15 protein-coding genes are annotated in these 18,806 nt (G+C 33.5%); 12 read left to right on the forward strand and 3 right to left on the reverse strand.

Going from position 1 to position 18,806, the window contains the following annotated elements; genetic code table 11:
* Nucleotides 1-26 precede the first annotated feature (26 nt).
* Entirely contained in the window at nucleotides 27-671 is a 645-nt protein-coding gene (locus ACFOWM_RS10235) for a hypothetical protein (protein WP_379709575.1), read from the forward strand.
* On the opposite strand, the gene ACFOWM_RS10240 is transcribed toward ACFOWM_RS10235, so the two are convergent.
* Both ACFOWM_RS10240 and ACFOWM_RS10245 read right to left on the reverse strand, forming a co-directional pair.
* Nucleotides 668-1,762 carry a sensor histidine kinase gene (locus ACFOWM_RS10240; RefSeq protein WP_379709577.1) on the reverse strand — a complete coding sequence of 365 codons (1,095 nt, stop codon included), beginning with the start codon at nucleotides 1,760-1,762 and terminating at the stop codon, nucleotides 668-670. The two genes, ACFOWM_RS10235 and ACFOWM_RS10240, sit on opposite strands and share 4 nt — an antisense overlap.
* A gap of 25 nt (nucleotides 1,763-1,787) precedes the next feature.
* Nucleotides 1,788-2,465 (reverse strand): response regulator, encoded by a 678-nt coding sequence (locus ACFOWM_RS10245; protein WP_379709580.1) that lies wholly within the window; start codon nucleotides 2,463-2,465, stop codon nucleotides 1,788-1,790.
* Nucleotides 2,466-2,634: 169 nt separating this feature from the next.
* Here ACFOWM_RS10245 and ACFOWM_RS10250 point away from each other — a divergent pair, with 169 nt between their 5' ends.
* Nucleotides 2,635-4,851 carry a hypothetical protein gene (locus ACFOWM_RS10250; RefSeq protein WP_379709583.1) on the forward strand — a complete coding sequence of 739 codons (2,217 nt, stop codon included), beginning with the start codon at nucleotides 2,635-2,637 and terminating at the stop codon, nucleotides 4,849-4,851.
* 170 nt (nucleotides 4,852-5,021) lie between these two features.
* Nucleotides 5,022-5,507 carry a ribonuclease H-like YkuK family protein gene (locus tag ACFOWM_RS10255; RefSeq protein WP_379710321.1) on the forward strand — a complete coding sequence of 162 codons (486 nt, stop codon included), beginning with the start codon at nucleotides 5,022-5,024 and terminating at the stop codon, nucleotides 5,505-5,507.
* A gap of 53 nt (nucleotides 5,508-5,560) precedes the next feature.
* Here the strand turns inward: ACFOWM_RS10255 and acs are convergent, their stop codons facing one another.
* Complete coding sequence (acs, locus tag ACFOWM_RS10260) at nucleotides 5,561-7,486, reverse strand: acetate--CoA ligase (RefSeq protein ID WP_379709586.1); 1,926 nt, start codon at nucleotides 7,484-7,486, stop codon at nucleotides 5,561-5,563.
* Between the two features lie 118 nt (nucleotides 7,487-7,604).
* On the opposite strand from acs, the gene ACFOWM_RS10265 reads away from it, so the two are divergent.
* The 9 genes from ACFOWM_RS10265 to ACFOWM_RS10305 all read left to right on the forward strand — a co-directional run bounded on the left by ACFOWM_RS10265 (nucleotide 7,605) and on the right by ACFOWM_RS10305 (nucleotide 18,805).
* Complete coding sequence (locus ACFOWM_RS10265; RefSeq protein ID WP_379709589.1) at nucleotides 7,605-8,033, forward strand: IS1/IS1595 family N-terminal zinc-binding domain-containing protein; 429 nt, start codon at nucleotides 7,605-7,607, stop codon at nucleotides 8,031-8,033.
* Between the two features lie 95 nt (nucleotides 8,034-8,128).
* Nucleotides 8,129-9,412 (forward strand): hypothetical protein, encoded by a 1,284-nt coding sequence (locus tag ACFOWM_RS10270; protein WP_379709591.1) that lies wholly within the window; start codon nucleotides 8,129-8,131, stop codon nucleotides 9,410-9,412.
* A gap of 22 nt (nucleotides 9,413-9,434) precedes the next feature.
* Nucleotides 9,435-11,009, forward strand: a complete 1,575-nt coding sequence (locus ACFOWM_RS10275; RefSeq protein ID WP_379709593.1) for an MFS transporter — start codon at nucleotides 9,435-9,437, stop codon at nucleotides 11,007-11,009.
* A gap of 23 nt (nucleotides 11,010-11,032) precedes the next feature.
* Nucleotides 11,033-11,266, forward strand: a complete 234-nt coding sequence (locus ACFOWM_RS10280) for a DUF6814 family protein (RefSeq protein ID WP_379709595.1) — start codon at nucleotides 11,033-11,035, stop codon at nucleotides 11,264-11,266.
* 291 nt (nucleotides 11,267-11,557) lie between these two features.
* Nucleotides 11,558-14,266, forward strand: a complete 2,709-nt coding sequence (locus ACFOWM_RS10285) for an ATP-binding protein (protein ID WP_379709598.1) — start codon at nucleotides 11,558-11,560, stop codon at nucleotides 14,264-14,266.
* Between the two features lie 10 nt (nucleotides 14,267-14,276).
* The gene (locus ACFOWM_RS10290) at nucleotides 14,277-14,648 is read left to right on the forward strand and encodes a response regulator (RefSeq protein ID WP_379709601.1); all 372 of its coding nucleotides are present in this window, start codon (nucleotides 14,277-14,279) and stop codon (nucleotides 14,646-14,648) included.
* A 57-nt stretch (nucleotides 14,649-14,705) separates the two neighbouring features.
* On the forward strand, nucleotides 14,706-16,547 hold the full coding sequence (locus ACFOWM_RS10295) for an ABC transporter ATP-binding protein (RefSeq protein WP_379709604.1): 1,842 nt from the start codon (nucleotides 14,706-14,708) through the stop codon (nucleotides 16,545-16,547).
* Between the two features lie 32 nt (nucleotides 16,548-16,579).
* Nucleotides 16,580-17,143, forward strand: coding sequence for a Crp/Fnr family transcriptional regulator (locus ACFOWM_RS10300; RefSeq protein ID WP_379709607.1), 564 nt, complete (start codon nucleotides 16,580-16,582; stop codon nucleotides 17,141-17,143).
* 63 nt (nucleotides 17,144-17,206) lie between these two features.
* The gene (locus ACFOWM_RS10305; RefSeq protein ID WP_379709610.1) at nucleotides 17,207-18,805 is read left to right on the forward strand and encodes a hypothetical protein; all 1,599 of its coding nucleotides are present in this window, start codon (nucleotides 17,207-17,209) and stop codon (nucleotides 18,803-18,805) included.
* Nucleotide 18,806 lies beyond the last annotated feature (1 nt).

Genomic DNA, 18,806 nt, shown 5'->3' on the forward strand with positions numbered 1-18,806 from the left:
TACTTACATTACAAACTTTATGCATTATGAAAGCATTATTAGGCACAAAGCAATTATTATATATTATGTTGATGGCAATTATAGCAACGGTATTTGGTGCTATTTTTTTACACAATGCAAACCCATTAACAACAAGTAATTCTTTTTATGTTAAAGTGCTGTTTGTAAATATTGGTTTTATGGGTGATGCACTATTTGCTTTTTTATGTGTGGGATATTTGTATTTCATTTTGCAAAAAAAAGCCTTAGCTATTCAACTTTTATTACAAACACTCGTATTGTTATTGTTTGTACAATTGGTGAATAATTTTTCAAGTAATAATAGCTTTTCAATATTTTGGGAAACAAATGCCATTGATAATGTAGTTAATAAAAACATACAACCATTCACTGTTTCATCACATACGGGCATTGCAGTATTGTTGTTTATGTTGATTGTTACCGCAACAAAAAATAAATTCAAAGTATGGGGAGCATTACTGATAACAGCAATGATAATCGTTTCGAGGTATTATTATTTCCAAAATAATGGTTTTGCAATTTTGTTGGGTTCAATAATCGCCATTGTTAGTTACACAGGTATCAAATTATTATTAGCTAATGTAAAGTTGTTACGTAACCCAATTGAAAACAATGTGCAACCTAATACACAGCCATTATATTCAATTTAATGAAGGTCCATATTTTTTGCCGGTAACGTAAATCCAAATGTAGTACCAACATCTAACTTACTACGTACATGAATGGTTTGTTGGTGTGCCTCTACAATGTGTTTACAAATAGCTAACCCTAAGCCACTGCCGCCTGCTTTTCTTGTACGAGCTACATCAGTTCTATAAAAACGTTCAAAAATTCTTGGTAAATGTTCTTCGGCAATGCCATCACCGTCATCGCTCATTTCTATTAATACATTTTTACCATCTACATTGTAAAAACTAGCTTCAACTGCACCATTTTCTTTACCGTATTTTATAGCATTTTCTGTAAAATTGATGAATACTTGGCGTATGCGTTCTTTATCAGCAAATACTTGTAACGGAAACTCACAGCCCTTTTTAATAAAGCACTTAACATTTTTTTCTTTGGCTTTTAAATCGAGCAATTCAAACACTTCTTTCATTAGTTCTTGTATTACAAATGTTTGTTTGTTCAATGTCATTTCACCAATTTCTAAACGTGAAATTTCATCAAGGTCATCAACTAAATTTACCAACCTATCTACATTACGTGAGGCATTGGTTAAAAAACGCTCATTTACTTCTTTGTTATTAATAGCACCATTTAATAAAGTATCAATATAACCTTGTATGGCAAAAATGGGGGTTTTTAATTCATGACTTAAATTTTGTAAAAACTCTTTTCTAAAAGCCTCGTTTTGTTGTAAGGTTTCAATTTCTTTTTTACGTTGAATAGCCCAAGTTTCAACATCTTCTCTCACTTCATCAATACCTTTTTGCGGTAAAATATTTTTGTAATAAAACTCTTCTCTTTTAGTGGCTTTTGTTTGGTAAATGAGTTTATAAATAAGTTTTATTTTACGATATATAAATGTTTGTAGGGTAAACAAAATAAGCCCATAACTACCGGCAAAAATAATTATGAATGATACTGGAGCAATCCACCAGAGTGGTTCAAAAACATAAATAGCTAAACCAATAGGTATTGAAATTATTGCTGCTGTTAATGCTGCTAATTGTTGTGGCGATAAATTTTTGGTTGATAGCATAATAAAAACAAATGCGTTCTTTTTAAGGGAACGCATGTATTAATTTAATTGAAAGGTAAAATTATATTTCGAATTTATAACCAACTCCTTTTACAGTGGCAATACAATCAACCCCCAGTTTTTGGCGTATTTTTCTTATATGTACATCAATGGTACGATCGCCTACAATTACTTCAGTACCCCAAATTCTGTTTAGTATTTCGTTTCTCAAAAATACTTTGCCTGGTTTAGATGCTAATAACGCAACTAATTCAAATTCTTTTCGGGCTAAAATAATTTCTTTGCCTTCAAAAGTTACTAAGTATTTTTCTCTGTTAATTTCAAAATTACCAACATTAATTGTGGCAACATCATCTGGTCCGCCAAGGCGCCTAAACAGTGCATTTACTTTACTTACCAATACCTTAGGGCTAATAGGTTTGGTGATGTAATCATCAGCTCCTGTTTCTAAACCTTTAATCTCTGAGCTTTCATCACTCATGGCCGTTAAAAAGATGATTAAAGTAGGGTTAAAAAGTGGTTGTGCTCTTAAAATATTACATACCTCAATGCCATTTTTACCGGGCATCATTACATCTAAAATGATTAAATCTGGTTTGTTAGAAATGGCTTTATCTAATGCTTCATCACCATTTTTTGCAGTGGTAATATCGTAGCCTTCAGCACTGAGGTTGAACGATAATATTTCTAAAATATCTGGTTCATCGTCAGCAATTAATATCTTTTTTGTAACGCTCATAATTTAAAAGTTACACAAAAGTAAAGCATCTAACTATGGTAACCCTATGTTATGCTTGTGTAAATACATTATTAAATTGTTAAGCACAAATGCAACATAGTTGTTAATAAATTACTCTATATGAAGGTGTACCAAAAAAATAGTAGCATATTTGCAAGTAACAAACTATATGAAACAGTTTACATTTACGCTTTTACTTTTATCGTTTGCTCAATTGGTATTTGCTTTTACAGATACTACTGACATTCCTTTGAGCAGAAGGAGCCGACACGATGATATCAAAAAAGAGCAAATAAATTGTGATAAAATAGATGGTGTGGTTGATGGTGTTTTAAAAGCCGGTACTGATGTTAATATTAACAACCAATTATCAGATGCTTTAATAAGAAAACCAAACGAATTTAGGTTTTGGATTGAGCAAAACGATTCGCTGCTACCAAGTAATAATGATAAAGTTCGTTACCTACGCTACGTTGCAGAGGTGTTAATTAAGTACAGGTTAGCATTAAAGGAAAACGATATCACTATTATTGATTTAACCTTTTTACTTAACCAGTTTGAACTGGCCATGAAGGCCAAGGCGAATAAGCAATCAATCATTCCTATATTACAAGAGCTACCTTATGGTATTGCTAAAATTTTAGCAAAAGTATTAGCTGAAAATGATGATGCGGTTGCACTAGATAATTTGGTGTACTTAAAATATGTAACCCTGCATCCCGATAAAATTTTGAGCACTATAGCGCTTTATGAAACAGAATCATTTGCCGATAGTTTAATGACGATTGCTTGCAAAGCATACCCTGTGCAATGTTATACATACGCACAATCAAAAAGCACTGTTATGGGTAAATTGATACACCGCAATACCAATATGGTAGTGAATCAAATTGCTTTGTTGAGTCAAACAGAAAACGCCTTACTATATTTTCCTTTTTTTGATGATTTGCTTTCTGGCAGACAAACCATTGACTCTATCAAAAAATTTGTTGGCGATGGCGAAGTAGGGTACGATAGTGTTGGTTATTATAAGTTATTAGTAAGTACAGCAATTGCCTATAACAAACGTATGGCAGCACCATTGAGAGATACGCCTATAGCTTATTTTGGCACTAACGGATTGCTGAACACCTTGTATAAAAAAGCAAAACAGCATTTTATTACCCCCATAAATGAATTACACGATGAAAGTAATTTAGCTTATAGAATGAAAGCCATTCAACCTTTATCACCGGCTGAGTTGTACTATATGATTGTTATGGGTGAAAACGATATTTATACCAGTAGCTATAAAAATAGTTTTAATAGGTTGGTACAATTAATGGGGGCCAAGCCCAGAGGCGATTCGTTGCTGCAAGCAGTAAATTTTGACCATTTTAGAAAGTTCATAAAAATGGCCGCCAATTACAATAAGTTAGATACTTTTTTGAAAATGATGCCGCCTGTACGCTCTGAGTTACTCATGAAGGCATTTGTATCGAAATTAGATAATGGTAATTTAGAAGATGCTGTTGACGTAGCTGACTCTTACAGCAGCATCACCAATAGCGCTTTGCAACAAAGTATGTTGCAAAATGTAAAAGAAAACGAAGCAGAAGCAATTGCTGCAAACAATACTAGTGGTAAGGTGATTTATGGTTTATTAAAAACCATTTTTCTATCGCTCAATGATAGTAACCATATTGATATAGCGGCACAATTAGGCATACCCCCCATTTTTGATGTGGATAATAAATACATGCAAAATGCTAACGGGGTTATTGTTGAACAAGTATTTTTTTATGGCGATAAAGATGGTAAAATGTTTTATCCTTCTTTTAGAAATACGTTCTCAAGCAAAGAGTGGAAAGTGGTTGATAAAAAAGAATGGATGGAAGCTACTTCATTAAAAGGAAATGTAATGGTGTTTGCCAACAAGCCACTGGATAATGATGCTAACCTTGATGATACTGCACAAATACACTTAGCTAATTACTTAAAAGAAATTAAGCTGAAACCGGCTGTAATTGTGCACAGGGGCCATAGTTATTGGTTAGATAGAACTATGAGCAGAATGCCAGGTGATGCTAAAATTGTGGTACTGGGCTCTTGTGGTGGTTATCAAAATTTAAATGAGATTTTAGAAATTAATCCTGATGCACATATCATTTCAACCAAAGAAATTGGTACTGGCGATATTAATAGACCTATTTTGAATTACATGAACCAAGTATTTGCCTCAGGTAATAATTTGAATTGGCGAAAAATGTGGCAAAGTTTAACCAAAACATTTTCAGCCGACCCAAGTAAATCTGTAAGAGATAGTTGGGAAGATTATATTCCTCCTTATAAAAACCTCGGTGCTATTTTTTTAAAGGCATATACCAAAAAAATGGAAACAGAATAAAGTTTCATTTTGTAATAAATTAAGATGGCTTAACAAATTAATATTGTTGTAACATCAATTTTAATAATTAAATTAGTGTAGCGAAGTAAAGTATGGGACTTTATTTGGTTACACTTTTTGGCTTTTACCCAAGTTGATTTTTCTAATTTTTATTAAAATGTAAAATGATGATGGAGCAACAATACCAATGGCGTAGGTTAAATGGCGATGTAATTGTAAATGATATTGAAGATGAAGTTCGTTCAGTTGTACTCACTGAAAAAGAAAAGGGCAATACATTAAAAGTGTGTATAGGTACTGACAGTCAGGTAAAGGGTATTGAAACAGAAATAGCCACTGTAATTGTGTTTATACGAAAAGGTAAAGGTGGCTTTATGTACATACGAAATGAAACTATTATTCAAAAAATGGGTATAAAAGAACGTATGTTGTTAGAAGTAGCAAAGAGTATTGAAGTAGCATATGCACTGTGTAATATTTTTACAATGTATGGAGTAGATATGGAAGTACATGCGGATATAAATACCAACCCAAGTTTTAAAAGCAACGATGCATTAAAGGAAGCAATGGGTTATATACAAGGCATGGGCTTTGCTTTTAAAGCTAAGCCAGAAGCTTTTGCCAGCAGCAGTTGCGCTAATAAAATAGTACATTAAAAAGAGCCTAGTAAATAACTAGGCTCTCTCCTATAAAGCTGTATTAACTAAAATTACAGTCTGCCGTTTTTAATATCATCAACCACATCAGGGTCAAGTAAAGTGGTAGTATCTCCAAGGTTATTAATTTCACCTTCAGCAATTTTTCTTAATATCCTACGCATAATTTTACCACTTCTGGTTTTTGGTAAGCCTTTTACAAATTGTATTTTATCAGGCTTGGCAATAGCACCTATTATTTTTGATACTGTCTGACTAATATCTTGTCTACTCAAATTTTCATCAGCATGTGCACCATTGTGTATAACAAATGCATAAATGCCTTGTCCTTTAATATCATGCGGATAACCTACTACGGCGCTTTCAACTACACCAGCATGCATATTAATAGCATTTTCAACCTCAGCTGTGCCTATACGGTGACCGCTAATATTTAGTACATCATCTACACGGCCAGTAATTCTATAATTACCATTTTCATCTTTCAAAGCACCATCACCCGTAAAATATAAATTAGGGTATGTGGCAAAATAATTAGTAAAACAACGTTGGTGGTCACCATAGGTTGTTCTCAAAATTCCCGGCCAAGGGGCTTTAATACACAAATTACCCTTTAACATGCCATGTTCATCTTTCTCTGTTACCTCTTCCCCTTTTTCATCTACCAACAAAGGTTGTACTCCGGGCATTGGTAAAGTTGCCCAGCCTGGTATAGCTGGTGTTACGCCAGCAAGGTTTGTAATTAAACAACCGCCGGTTTCAGTTTGCCACCAAGTATCAATAATGGGGCATTTTTTCTTTCCAATATTTTCATCGTACCAATGCCAAGCTTCTTCATTAATAGGCTCACCAACGGTACCTAATGTTTTAAGGCTCGATAAATTTTTACCAATGAGAGGATCGTTTCCAAAGCTCATTAAACTACGTATAGCTGTTGGTGCAGTGTATAAAATATTTACTTGGTGTTTATCAATAATATCCCAAAAACGGCCAGCATCGGGCCATGTAGGTATACCTTCAAACATTAATGATGTACCGCCGGCTGCTAATGGACCGTATACAATGTAACTGTGCCCTGTTATCCACCCAATGTCGGCAGTACAAAAATGGATGTCGCCTTGGTTGTACTGCAGCATGTTTACAAATGTGTAAGTGGTCCATACCATATAACCAGCTACTGTATGCACTACTCCTTTTGGTTTGCCTGTGCTGCCAGAAGTGTATAAAATAAACAACGGATCCTCAGCGTCCATTTCTGCTGCGGCACAATCGGGGTTGCCCATGGTTTCAACTTTACGCACTTCATCTTCCCACCATACATCTCTACCTTTTAGCATTGATACGGGTGTTCTCGTTCTTGTAAGTACAATTACTTTTTTTACAAATTTGCATTGTACGAGTGCATCATCAATCACGGCTTTTAAAGGAATTTCTTTATTACCTCTAAAAGCACCATCGCATGTTACAATAAATTCTGCATGAGCATCTTGCAATCTATCTGCAATACTTTGTGCACTAAAGCCACCGAATATTACTGAATGTATAGCACCTATTCGTGCACAAGCTAAAACAGCAATGGCAAGTTCAGGTACCATACCCATATAAATACAAACCCTATCGCCTTTATGAACACCATTATTTTTAAGTACATTGGCAAACTGCATTACTTTTAAATGTAATTCTCTATAAGTGAGCACTCGGTGGTGTTCGTCAGGGTCGTTTGGTTCCCAAATAATAGCAGGCTGGTTACCTATGGTGCCTAAGTGCCTATCAATACAGTTTTCTGTAATGTTTAGTTTACCATTGCGAAACCATTCAACTTTTGGTTCAGTAAAATTCCAGTCTAATACTTTATCCCACTTTTTTCTCCAATAAAAGCTCGAAGCGATATCTCCCCAAAAACCTTCTGGGTCTTCAACACTTTTTTTGTAGGCAATATTGTATTGTTCAAGAGAGTTTAATTTAAATGAGTAAGCCATAATTCGGTCGATTTTTAAGAGTTTAAAAGTACAGAAACATAACAACGGTAAAAATTTAATTGTTGGTAAATTGATATAGTTTTGCTAAACGAGTATAGTTTTTAATTATTTTGGTGTTATGAAACACATCGCTTGTCCAAAATGCAAAAATGAGCAATTAACCAAAAGTGGCATTATTAAAGGGCGACAGCGCTATAATTGCAAGCCTTGTAACTTTGTATTTACTGTTTTAAAAGAAGGCAAAAGTATTGATCCTTATTATGTAATTAAGGCTTTACAATTATACATTGAAGGTGTTACGTTAAGAGAAATCGAACGCATACTAGGTATAAGTCATGTTACCGTTATGAATTGGGTAAAAAAGTATGGCATAACTATACCTGAAAGTAGTGGTTATAGACCTACGTATAAAGTGCTGAATCATGCAGAATTACTCGATTTTTTTGCAGATAAGCAATCTTTAAAAAGTGCCGGTTGTATCATTACAGAATTGGGTGATAAGTTTATGGTAATTAAGTGGGAACGTTTTAGAAGGAATAGCATTTAAAAACTATATGTTTAGCATAAATATACTTAGCCTTACATTTTTGAAAATACTAATTAGAAATTGGTAGTCGAATTAATTACCAAAATTTAATTTTTATGCTTAGAAAAATCACTTCATTAGCTGTTGCAATGCTAGCCATTGTTGCTACCACATTTGCACAGCAAAAAGCAGCTACGCCGGCTACCACACCTGCACCAACTGCCCCTTCGGTTAGTATTTATGGCTTTGTTCGTAATGATGCTTATTATGATTCACGACAGAATGTTTTTGTTAGAGAAGGTCAGTTAGATTTATATCCTAGAGATAAGGATATTCAAAGTGATGGATCGGATTACAACAAAAAATCGCAATTAAACATTTTAGGTATTTTGGCAAGGTTTGGTGTTAGGGTGAGCGGTCCCGATGCTTTTAAGGCAAAAACATCTGCAGTGCTAGAAGGTGATTTTTTTGGACAAGCAGATGTAAACATTGGCTTACTTCGTTTGCGCCATGGATATGTAAAATTAGATTGGCAAAAATCAGCATTAACGCTTGGGCAAACTTGGTACCCTATGTTTATACCAGAATGTTTTCCGGGTGTTGTTGGCTTTAATACGGGTATACCTATCGCACCATTTGGTTGGGCTGGTCAAGTTAAATACACTGCAAAAATTGATGCAAAAAACTCATTATCTCTCACCGCATACAAACCTCGAGAGTTTGCAGTAGCTAATGTAAACCCAACGGATGTAACCAATGCAGCATCATTAAATGCAGCATTACCAGAATTGAATTTGCATTATCAATATAAATCTGATAATTTTTTAATTGGGGCTCAAGTTGATTATAGTAAAATAACCCCTTACACTAAATACGGTGCTACTGGTGCATTATTAACCAATGAAGCTTCAGTTAATTCAGTAACTGCTATGGCTTATGCAAAAATTACAGGTAAAAAAATCGCTGTAAAAGCGCAAGCCTTGCTTGGTCAAAACACTACTAGTTGGGTTATGTTGGGTGGTTATTTAGGCTACAAGCCAACAGCAACTTCTAAAGAAACTTATAAGCCAATTAAAACAAATGCTGCTTGGATTGATATTTATGGCACAGGCAAAAAAGTAGTACCTGGTTTATTTGTAGGCTATACAAGTATTGAGGGCGCCAAAAGTGGTGCTACAGCTGCATACGGAAGAGCTGTTGGGGTTAGTGGTCGTGGTATAAAAGATTTAATGCGTATATCGCCTCGTATTGATTTTATTAGTGGTAAATTAAGCTTTAGAAATGAGTTAGAATTTACTACAGCAAAATATGGTACAAGAGCAAACGATGGAAAAGTTACAGGTGCTACTGATAACATCACCAATGTTCGCTTCACTTTTTCTACTGTCTTTAATTTTTAATTTATAAATCAAACTACATTTTATGAGTAACAATACTTCAAATAAAGGTATTGCAGGTGTAATCGCTGCATCATCTTTAGGTACATTAATTGAATGGTACGACTTTTATATTTTTGGTAGTTTAGCTACCATAATCGCTACCAAATTTTTTCCTGCAGGTAATGCTACTGCAGCATTGCTATCAACCTTAGCAACTTTCGCAGCAGGTTTTGTTGTACGCCCTTTTGGTGCATTATTTTTTGGAAGACTAGGTGATATCATCGGCAGAAAATATACCTTCTTAGTTACCTTGGTTTTAATGGGTATTTCAACTTTTTTAATTGGTTGTATACCATCTTACGAAAGCATTGGTTTTGCAGCGCCAATATTGGTTTTGCTGTTACGCTTATTGCAAGGTTTAGCATTGGGTGGTGAGTACGGTGGTGCTGCTACTTATGTTGCAGAGCATTCACCAACCCACAAACGTGGTTTTTGGACAAGTTGGATTCAAACCACAGCAACAGTGGGGTTATTTTTATCACTACTTGTAATTGTTACTACAAAAGGATCTATGAGTAAAGATGCTTTTAACGATTGGGGCTGGAGAGTACCTTTCTGGATTTCAATTATTATGGTTGGTATTTCCATTGTGATTAGGTTGAAAATGAAAGAATCGCCGTTGTTCCAAAAAGCAAAAGATGAAGGCAAAACCACCAAAAATCCATTAAAAGAAAGTTTTGGTAACAAGTTCAATTTCAAATTTGTTTTGTTAGCATTATTTGGTGCCACCATGGGTCAAGGTGTAGTATGGTATACAGGTCAATTTTATGCATTAAGTTTTATTCAAACAACACTCACGGTTGATATTACGCAAGCCAGCAATATTCTCATGATCGCTTTGGCTTTGGGTACACCATTTTTTATTGTATTTGGTTCATTGTCTGATAAAATTGGTAGAAAATGGATAATGTTGTTAGGTATGCTCATTGCTATTTTGAGCTATAGAACTATCTACACAAAAATGTATGAAAATGGCAGTGTAAAATCTAAAAAAGAAATTGTTGCCAACACCACCGTAAAAGTTTCTACAGCAGCGGATGCTAAAAATGTAGGAGATAGTATACGCACAACAGTAACAAACAAATCGTTTGAAGATGGTACTACTTATATTGAAACAAAGAAAGAAACTATACATGCAGATCCATCAAAAGCCGATGCTAAAAAAGATGTGAAAATAGATAAAGTAACTACATTAGATAGTGGCTCATTTTGGTCGTTGGTATGGCTTGTTTTTATTCAAGTAATTTTTGTAACTATGGTGTATGGCCCTATTGCTGCCTTCTTGGTAGAAATGTTCCCTATTCGTATTAGGTACACCTCAATGAGCTTACCTTATCATATTGGAAATGGTATATTTGGTGGTTTGTTGCCAACCATTGCTTTATTTTTAGCCACCAAAGCAGGTCAGGCAAATGAGGCTGCAACAAAGGCAGGAACAACATTGCCGTATGATAAACCATACTTAGAGGGTCTTTGGTACCCTATCATAATTGCGGCAGTTTGTTTGGTAATTGGCGCACTCTACATTAATAATAAAAACAATGCAACGAACGATTAATTCACTTTATAAATAAAATAATTATGGACGCTATTAAAAAAATTGCAGGAATATTATGGATTGCTATTGGTGTTTATGCTGGGTATATTTTAATTGTAACCCAAGCTATACCAAAGTTTCAAAGTGATAAGCCAGAAGATTTAATTCCGGCTATTATATATGCCTTTGTATTAACGCCAATTATTGTAGGAGGCTTGGTAACATTTGGTGTGTATGCTTTACAAGGTTTATATAAATCTGATGAAACATCTGCATAGCATCAAATTAAATCCACTTTAAATTCATTTGTTTTAAGTAAGGATAATACAGTGTACATTTTGTAAATTCACTGTATTATCCTTTTTTGTTTATTATGCAGCAACATTTTACAAAACAAAAATTAAAATTACTGAGCATATTAATGTTCGTACTATTATCGTATCCAGTTATTTCATTGTCAAATATTACAAAGATGTGGGTTGGTTTTCCAGTATTATATCTCTACATTTTTATTGTTTGGATAACGGTTATCATTTTAGCTTATTCAGTTATTTCAAAAAGTAAAGTAGATGAATAATATTGTTGCTATTATTACAGCCCTATTTTATTTAGCCATACTTTTTGGAGTAGCTTATTTTGCAGAGTATCGCTTAAAAAAAGGCAAAAGTGTTATAAATAATGGGTATGTGTATGCCTTATCGTTAGCGGTGTATTGTACTGCATGGACGTATTATGGTAGTGTAGGACGTGCTGCCACTAATGGTTTGGAGTTTTTGGCTATTTATTTAGGTCCCACTATTTCAGCTATTTTATTTTGGCCTGTGTTACGTAAAATAATTCGTATTTGTAAATCACAAAGTATTAATAGCATTGCCGATTTAATATCTACCCGTTATGGTAAAAATTTTTCGGTAGCTGTTATTGTTACTGTACTGTGTGTAACAGGTATTATTCCTTACATATCATTACAACTCAAAGCAATATCAAACAGCATACATATCATTGCAAATGCTGCTGAAGAAAAAACTACTTTGTCTAATTTTTTATATGATGATACTATTTACATTGCTATTATTTTAGCACTATTCATCATTTTATTTGGAACCCGTTCTATTGATGCTTCTGAAAAGCATGAAGGTTTAGTAGCAGCTGTAGCATTTGAGTCTGTAATAAAATTAGCAGCTTTTTTAGCAGCAGGTATATTTGTAGTATACGGTGTGTTTAATGGTTTTGGAGATGTTTTTACCAGAGCTTTTAATGATGTAACGTTAAAAAATTTATTTCAATTTGGAAGTTCCACATCATACGGAACATGGTTGGGTTTAATGATGGTATCACTGTTAGCTGTTGTGTTTTTGCCACGTCAATTTCAGGTAAGTGTTGTTGAAAATATGAACGAGCAACATCTTAAAAAAGCAACATGGTTATTTCCATTGTATTTATTACTCATCAATATTTTTGTTTTACCTATTGCATTAAGTGGTAAACTAATATTTACAGCAAACAACGTTGATGCTGATACTTTTGTTTTAGCATTACCATTGTATTTTAATCAAAATGGCTTGAGCTTATTTGTTTTTATTGGGGGCTTTTCTGCCGCCACTAGTATGATCATTGTTGAAACAATTGCATTGAGCACAATGATGAGTAATAATATTGCAACACCGCTGTTTTTAAGAGTGAAAAAATTTAAATCAACCCCCAATGGCGCTATCAGTAAATCAATCATTCATATTCGTAGGGTAAATATTTTTATAATTATAGCACTAGCATATTTGTATGATAAAACAATAGCCCAAAATTTATCGTTGGTATCAATTGGGTTAGTTTCATTTGTAGCGGTAGCTCAATTTGCTCCAGCAGCCATTGGTGGTATTTATTGGAAAGATGCTTCTAAAAATGGAGCCGTAGCTTCCATAGTTGTAGGCTTTATTGTTTGGTTTTTTACATTGGTAGTTCCCTCATTGGTAAGTGCAGGTGTATTAAGTAATAGTATTATGGTTAATGGTTTATGGGGTATTGGTTGGCTTAAACCCTTTTCGTTATTTGGTTTACAAGGGTTTGATTCAATTACACATGCAACTTTCTGGAGCCTACTTTTTAATATCATCGTATTTGTATCAGTTTCATTAAATAGTAAAAAAAGTACAGAAGAAATTTACCAAGGAGAAATTTTTGTTGATATTTTTAAACATACCCTTGCACCAAGTAGTAATGTGATGTGGAAGGGTACCGCCAACTTACCCGATGTACAAACGTTATTAGAAAATTTTTTAGGAAAAGAACGGGCTCAAAAATTAATTACCAACTATGCCCAACGTAATAAAATTTCGTTAGATACTAAAAGTGCTGATCCTCGTTTGGTAACTTTTGCTGAACGTATACTATCAGGCATTATTGGTTCAGCATCAGCAAGTATTATGGTGAGCAGTGTAATAAAGGCTGAAGAAGTTAAAATTGATGAAGTAATTAATATTTTGAGAGAGTCTCAACAAATGATTGAATTAAATAAAGAACTCAAAAAAAAATCAACCGAACTGCAAAAAGCTACCCAACAGTTAACACAAGTAAATGAGCAATTAAAAGAAATGGATTCATTGAAAGATGAATTTTTATATACCGTAACCCATGAAATTAGAACACCCATTACCTCCATACGTGCTATGGCAGAAATTGTGCACGACAATACTGATATGCCTGAAACACAACGACAACAATTTTTAGGAAACGTTATAAAAGAAACCGAACGCCTCAGCCATTTAATAAAGCAAGTACTAAATTTAGAAAGGTACGAAAGTGGGCAACAACGCTTAAACATGAGTGAATTTGTTTTGAATAAACTCATCAATGACACAGTTGCTGCATTACATCCTTTAGCTAACGAAAAGTCAATCAATATTCAAATAAGTATACCCAATACTATGTTTTTAATAAGGGGCGATGCTCCCTTGTTGCAACAGGTATTGCAAAATTTATTATCAAATGCTATAAAGTTTGTAGATGATGTTACAGGCAAAATAAAAGTGAGTGTACACCTTAATTATGACGAAGTACAAGTTTGGGTAGAAGATAACGGTGCAGGTATTGACGAAGCCGTTCATGAGCTTATTTTCGATAAATTTTTTCAAGCAAAAAATCAAACACTTAAAAAGCCGGAAGGTAGTGGTTTGGGTTTAGCCATAAGTAAAAAAATTATTGAAATGCATGGCGGTAAAATTTGGGTTGAAAATGGTGAAGTAAACGGTTCTCGATTTATCTTTACCATTCCAAATAGCTAAATCCTTTTTAATGAGTGTTGCTGCAAAAATATTAGTGGTTGATGATGACCCCTACATTTTAATGTCGTTAGAGTTTCTTATGAAAAAAAACGGCTACGATGTGATGGTGGCTCGTAACGGAAATGAAGCTTTGGAATTGCTCAACCAATCTGTACCAAATTTGGTTTTATTAGATATTATGATGCCAGATGTTGATGGATACGAAATTTGCAAGCACATAAAAAAAACCGAAGCACTTAAAAATATTCATGTAATATTTATGAGTGCAAAAACAAAAGATGCTGATATAAAAAAAGGATATGAAGTTGGTGCTGCTTTATATGTTAAAAAGCCATTCAGTACCCGTGAGTTGGTTAAAAATATTCAAGAAATTTTGGCATAATAAACATAAAGCTACAATCGCTTACTTTACCGTTCAATAAAGTAGCTGCAGTTTTACATGTTATGTAAATCAGCTAAACCAATTACCTTTACACCCGATATGAGTAAGGGTACTACCACCAAAAAAAAGTTAGATGTTGCTGTTTTAAAAAGAGTATTTCGCTTTGCAGCTCCGTATAAGCGTAAGTTTTATAGCTCTATTTTTTTAGCTATTTTTTTAGCTGTAATTGCACCTATAAGACCGCTGCTCATTCAACTTACTATTAATACAGGTATAAAAAATAATACCGTAGGACATTTTTTAAAAGGTCCAGGAGGTTTTATAATTGAAATTACCATCATTCAATTATTAATGTTGTTGGTTGAAACTGTTTGTCGTTTTTTCTTTACGTTTACTACTGCTTCATTAGGGCAAAGCGTTGTAAAAGATTTACGCATTACCACTTACAACAAAATTGTGCACCTTAATTTATCGCAGTTCGATAAAACACCTATCGGCACATTAACTACCCGAACCATTAATGATATTGAATCAGTAAACGATATTTTTAGTGATGGTTTAATTCCTATTATTGCTGATATGCTCTCTATCATTTCCATTTTAGCATACATGTTTGTGGCCGATTGGAAGTTGACTTTAATTTGTTTAGCACCTTTTCCGGTATTAATTATAGCCACCTATTACTTTAAAGAAAGTGTAAATAAATCATTTGTAAGGGTACGTAATGCAGTGGCAGCCCTTAATGCATTTGTGCAAGAGCATATAACGGGTATGGCCATTGTGCAAGCTTTTGCATCAGAAAAAAGAGAACAGCAAAAATTTAATACCATTAATACAGAACATCGTAATGCCAACGTTCGGTCCATATTTGCATACTCTGTATTTTTTCCGGTGGTGGAGTTGGTGTCGGCCTTATCAATTGGTTTATTAGTTTGGTGGGCAGGTATGCAAGCAGGTGTAAGTACCGAAAAAGCTGCTAACGCAGGTGGTATTATTACATCGTTTATACTTTGTTTAAATTTATTGTTTAGGCCATTAAGGGTAATTGCAGATAAATTTAATGTGCTGCAAATGGGCGTTATTGCTAGCGAAAGAGTGTTTGCTATTTTAGATAATGAAGATGTAATGGTAAACGATGGTACACAGGCACCTGCCACCATGCAAGGGCAAATTCAATTTAATGATGTTTGGTTTGCATATATAGATGAACGTTACGTGTTGAAGAATATTAATTTTCAAATAAAAGCCGGTGAAACCTTGGCTATTGTGGGCCATACAGGCAGCGGCAAAACATCTATCATCAGCTTAATAAACCGATTGTACCATATTCAAAAAGGTAGTATTACCATTGATGGTATTAATATTAATGATTACAATGCCGATTATTTAAGAAGTAAAATTGGCATTGTGTTGCAAGATGTTTTTTTGTTTAGTGGCAGTGTAATGGATAATGTTACCCTACGTAATGATGCTATTACTAAAGAAGCTGTAGTTGCAGCTTCTAAGCTCATTGGCTTGCATCACTTTATTGAACAACTACCCGGCGGCTACGATTATAATGTAATGGAACGTGGGGCTACTTTATCGTTAGGGCAACGTCAATTATTATCATTTGTAAGAGCCTTGCTGTACAACCCTGCAATTTTAATTTTAGATGAAGCTACCTCATCGGTTGATACGGAAAGCGAAGCCCTTATTCAAAATGCAATCGATACTTTAATTGTTGGTAGAACATCTATTGTAATTGCCCACCGTTTATCAACCATACGAAAAGCTGATAAAATTTTGGTGTTAGATGCTGGCGAAGTAAAAGAAATGGGTACCCATGCGGAATTGATGGCATTACAAGGGCATTATTATCAGTTGCAAAAAATGCAGTTTGAAAAACAAGAAAGTTAGTCAATATGTTTTTATTAAATACTTAAACAACTATGGAAGCTATTGTAAACTTATTTCAAAGTATTTATCCTTTAAGTGATCAATTTGTTAAGGCTTTAGCTGAAAGATTACATACTAAGGAAGTTAAGAAAAAACAACTTTTGTTGAAGGAGGGACAAATTGCACAAGAAATTTATTTTATACATAAAGGTTATTTCAAATCATTCTATAAGAAAGACGCACTTGAAATTACACAATGGTTTATGAAACCAGGTGATATTATAATAGCCGTAAATAGTTTTTATAAACGAGTACCTAGTTATGAATATATACAGTGCATAAATGATGCAGAAATAAGCTATATATCGCATGATGATTTAGATTATTTATACAATCACTTTATTGAATTTAATTTTATTGGTCGTGTTCTTACTGAAAAATATTATATATTAAGTGAAGAGCGTTTGCTAGGGTTAAGAAAGCTCAAGGCTGAAGAAAGATATCATTTATTTCAAAAAAATAACAATGATTTATTGAACCATGTATCACTTACTGATATTGCCTCGTACTTGGGTATTTCACTCGAAACTTTAAGTAGAATTAGAGGAAAAAAATAATTTTTTGACAATTGTCAAATTTATTCATGAAGCTTTTATTCAAATTTGTTTAAAACAAACTTTATGAAGAAATATTTTATTTATGCTTTTTTAGTTCTAAGCTGTTTTTTTTATTCGTGTAAAAAAATTGATTTTGATAATATTCAAAGTGAAAATTACCATGAGAGCTTTTTTTATAATCCAAAACCTACAAGTGAATCTATCAAGTTAATAATTTCAAGATTAGAAACTTATGATTCAAAAGTAAAATTTACAAAAACCTTATCAAAGTATGCAGGTAAACCAATTTGGGATAAAGTATCAATTTTAAAAGCTAATAAAAGTAATAGCCAAAGCCTTATTGAAGATAATAATGATAGCATAATAGTCGTTCCATTGTCAAATGATAATAAAGTATTAAGTACTTTATTAATGTTTAAAATTGAAGAAAACACTTTTGACTTTTCAAGTTATAATCAACAGTTATTATATGATTTAGCTCACAATTTTAGTAATAATATTGAAACAAAAAATCTGTTAAATTTATTTTTTTATATGGAGAATAAATGTTTTGGTACTAAAATATTCTATAATATACCAGCTCAAATATTTCCTGATGTAAATAATTTAAGTAGTGATAGTTTTAAAATTATAAAATTGGTTAATACAAGTTCTCAATTAAATCTTGTACAAATAAGTCAATTGTGTTATGAGGTTGGTTGGGTTACAGGTGATGGAACACCTTATAATGGTAGTATTGAGTACCCAAGCCAAGTAATATATTTAATAACTAATTGTATCCCTATATATGGCGAAATAGAAATTCCTGGTGGAAATGGTTCTACAGGTGGTGGTGCAGGTACGACAGGTACGGGCAATGGTGGTACAAGTAGTGGTGGTGGTGGCGGATCAAACTCAAGTACAGATTGTGGGTTTTTAAAATGGTATACACAAAATCCATGTGATATCTATCCACATAATGCTCCTCATGATCAATCTCCTGATATTATTGATGTTTATAGCGATGAAAGTTTACCAACATATCCAGATATATCTGATGATGAGCTCCCTGTAAGTTTACAAAGCTTATTTAATTGTTTTAATCAAATACCAAATGCTGGTGCAACATACTCTGTAAAGCTTTGTGTTGATTTACCTGTTGATGGTATGTGGAATGCGCCTTTTAATTTGACACAAAAATCTCCCGGGCATACCTTTCTCACCCTTACAAAAACTAACGGCTCACAATCAATTTCTCAAAGTGTGGGTTTTTATCCAATTGGTTCTGGCGGTACACCTATAAACCCAAATGCAACAGGAGGTTTTAAAAATAATGGCGATCCAAATCATGAATATAATGCTGCTTTAAATGCCTACAATGTTAGTGCTACTCAATTTTCAAATGTTTTAAATAACTTATTAAGCCATGAAAATGATACATATAATATTTACGATAATAATTGCACCACTATTGCGATAAACGCATTTAATTTGGTAATTGCTTCGCCAATTGTATTAGCACCATTTGTAGTACAAACACCTTTTTCACCTGTACCTGTATACTTTTTACAATCACCTCAAAAATTGTATCAAGCTATTCGCAACATTAGTGTAGGTACAGGCATAAGTAAACAGTTTAATGTAGATGTAAAAGCACCACTTTCAACTAATATTTGCCCATAAT

Origin of the sequence: Ferruginibacter yonginensis (assembly GCF_042651465.1) — a bacterium.
Lineage (GTDB): Bacteria > Bacteroidota > Bacteroidia > Chitinophagales > Chitinophagaceae > Ferruginibacter > Ferruginibacter yonginensis.

Coding starts and splice junctions, on each gene's coding strand:
- ACFOWM_RS10305 (WP_379709610.1), top strand. CDS start 17,207: ATGAAGAAATATTTTATTTATGCTTTTTTAGTTCTAAGCTGTTTTTTT.
- ACFOWM_RS10300 (WP_379709607.1), top strand. CDS start 16,580: ATGGAAGCTATTGTAAACTTATTTCAAAGTATTTATCCTTTAAGTGAT.
- acs (WP_379709586.1), bottom strand. CDS start 7,486: ATGGCTTACTCATTTAAATTAAACTCTCTTGAACAATACAATATTGCC.
- ACFOWM_RS10275 (WP_379709593.1), top strand. CDS start 9,435: ATGAGTAACAATACTTCAAATAAAGGTATTGCAGGTGTAATCGCTGCA.
- ACFOWM_RS10255 (WP_379710321.1), top strand. CDS start 5,022: ATGGAGCAACAATACCAATGGCGTAGGTTAAATGGCGATGTAATTGTA.
- ACFOWM_RS10280 (WP_379709595.1), top strand. CDS start 11,033: ATGGACGCTATTAAAAAAATTGCAGGAATATTATGGATTGCTATTGGT.
- ACFOWM_RS10290 (WP_379709601.1), top strand. CDS start 14,277: ATGAGTGTTGCTGCAAAAATATTAGTGGTTGATGATGACCCCTACATT.
- ACFOWM_RS10235 (WP_379709575.1), top strand. CDS start 27: ATGAAAGCATTATTAGGCACAAAGCAATTATTATATATTATGTTGATG.
- ACFOWM_RS10245 (WP_379709580.1), bottom strand. CDS start 2,465: ATGAGCGTTACAAAAAAGATATTAATTGCTGACGATGAACCAGATATT.
- ACFOWM_RS10270 (WP_379709591.1), top strand. CDS start 8,129: ATGCTTAGAAAAATCACTTCATTAGCTGTTGCAATGCTAGCCATTGTT.
- ACFOWM_RS10250 (WP_379709583.1), top strand. CDS start 2,635: ATGAAACAGTTTACATTTACGCTTTTACTTTTATCGTTTGCTCAATTG.
- ACFOWM_RS10265 (WP_379709589.1), top strand. CDS start 7,605: ATGAAACACATCGCTTGTCCAAAATGCAAAAATGAGCAATTAACCAAA.
- ACFOWM_RS10285 (WP_379709598.1), top strand. CDS start 11,558: ATGAATAATATTGTTGCTATTATTACAGCCCTATTTTATTTAGCCATA.
- ACFOWM_RS10295 (WP_379709604.1), top strand. CDS start 14,706: ATGTTATGTAAATCAGCTAAACCAATTACCTTTACACCCGATATGAGT.
- ACFOWM_RS10240 (WP_379709577.1), bottom strand. CDS start 1,762: ATGCGTTCCCTTAAAAAGAACGCATTTGTTTTTATTATGCTATCAACC.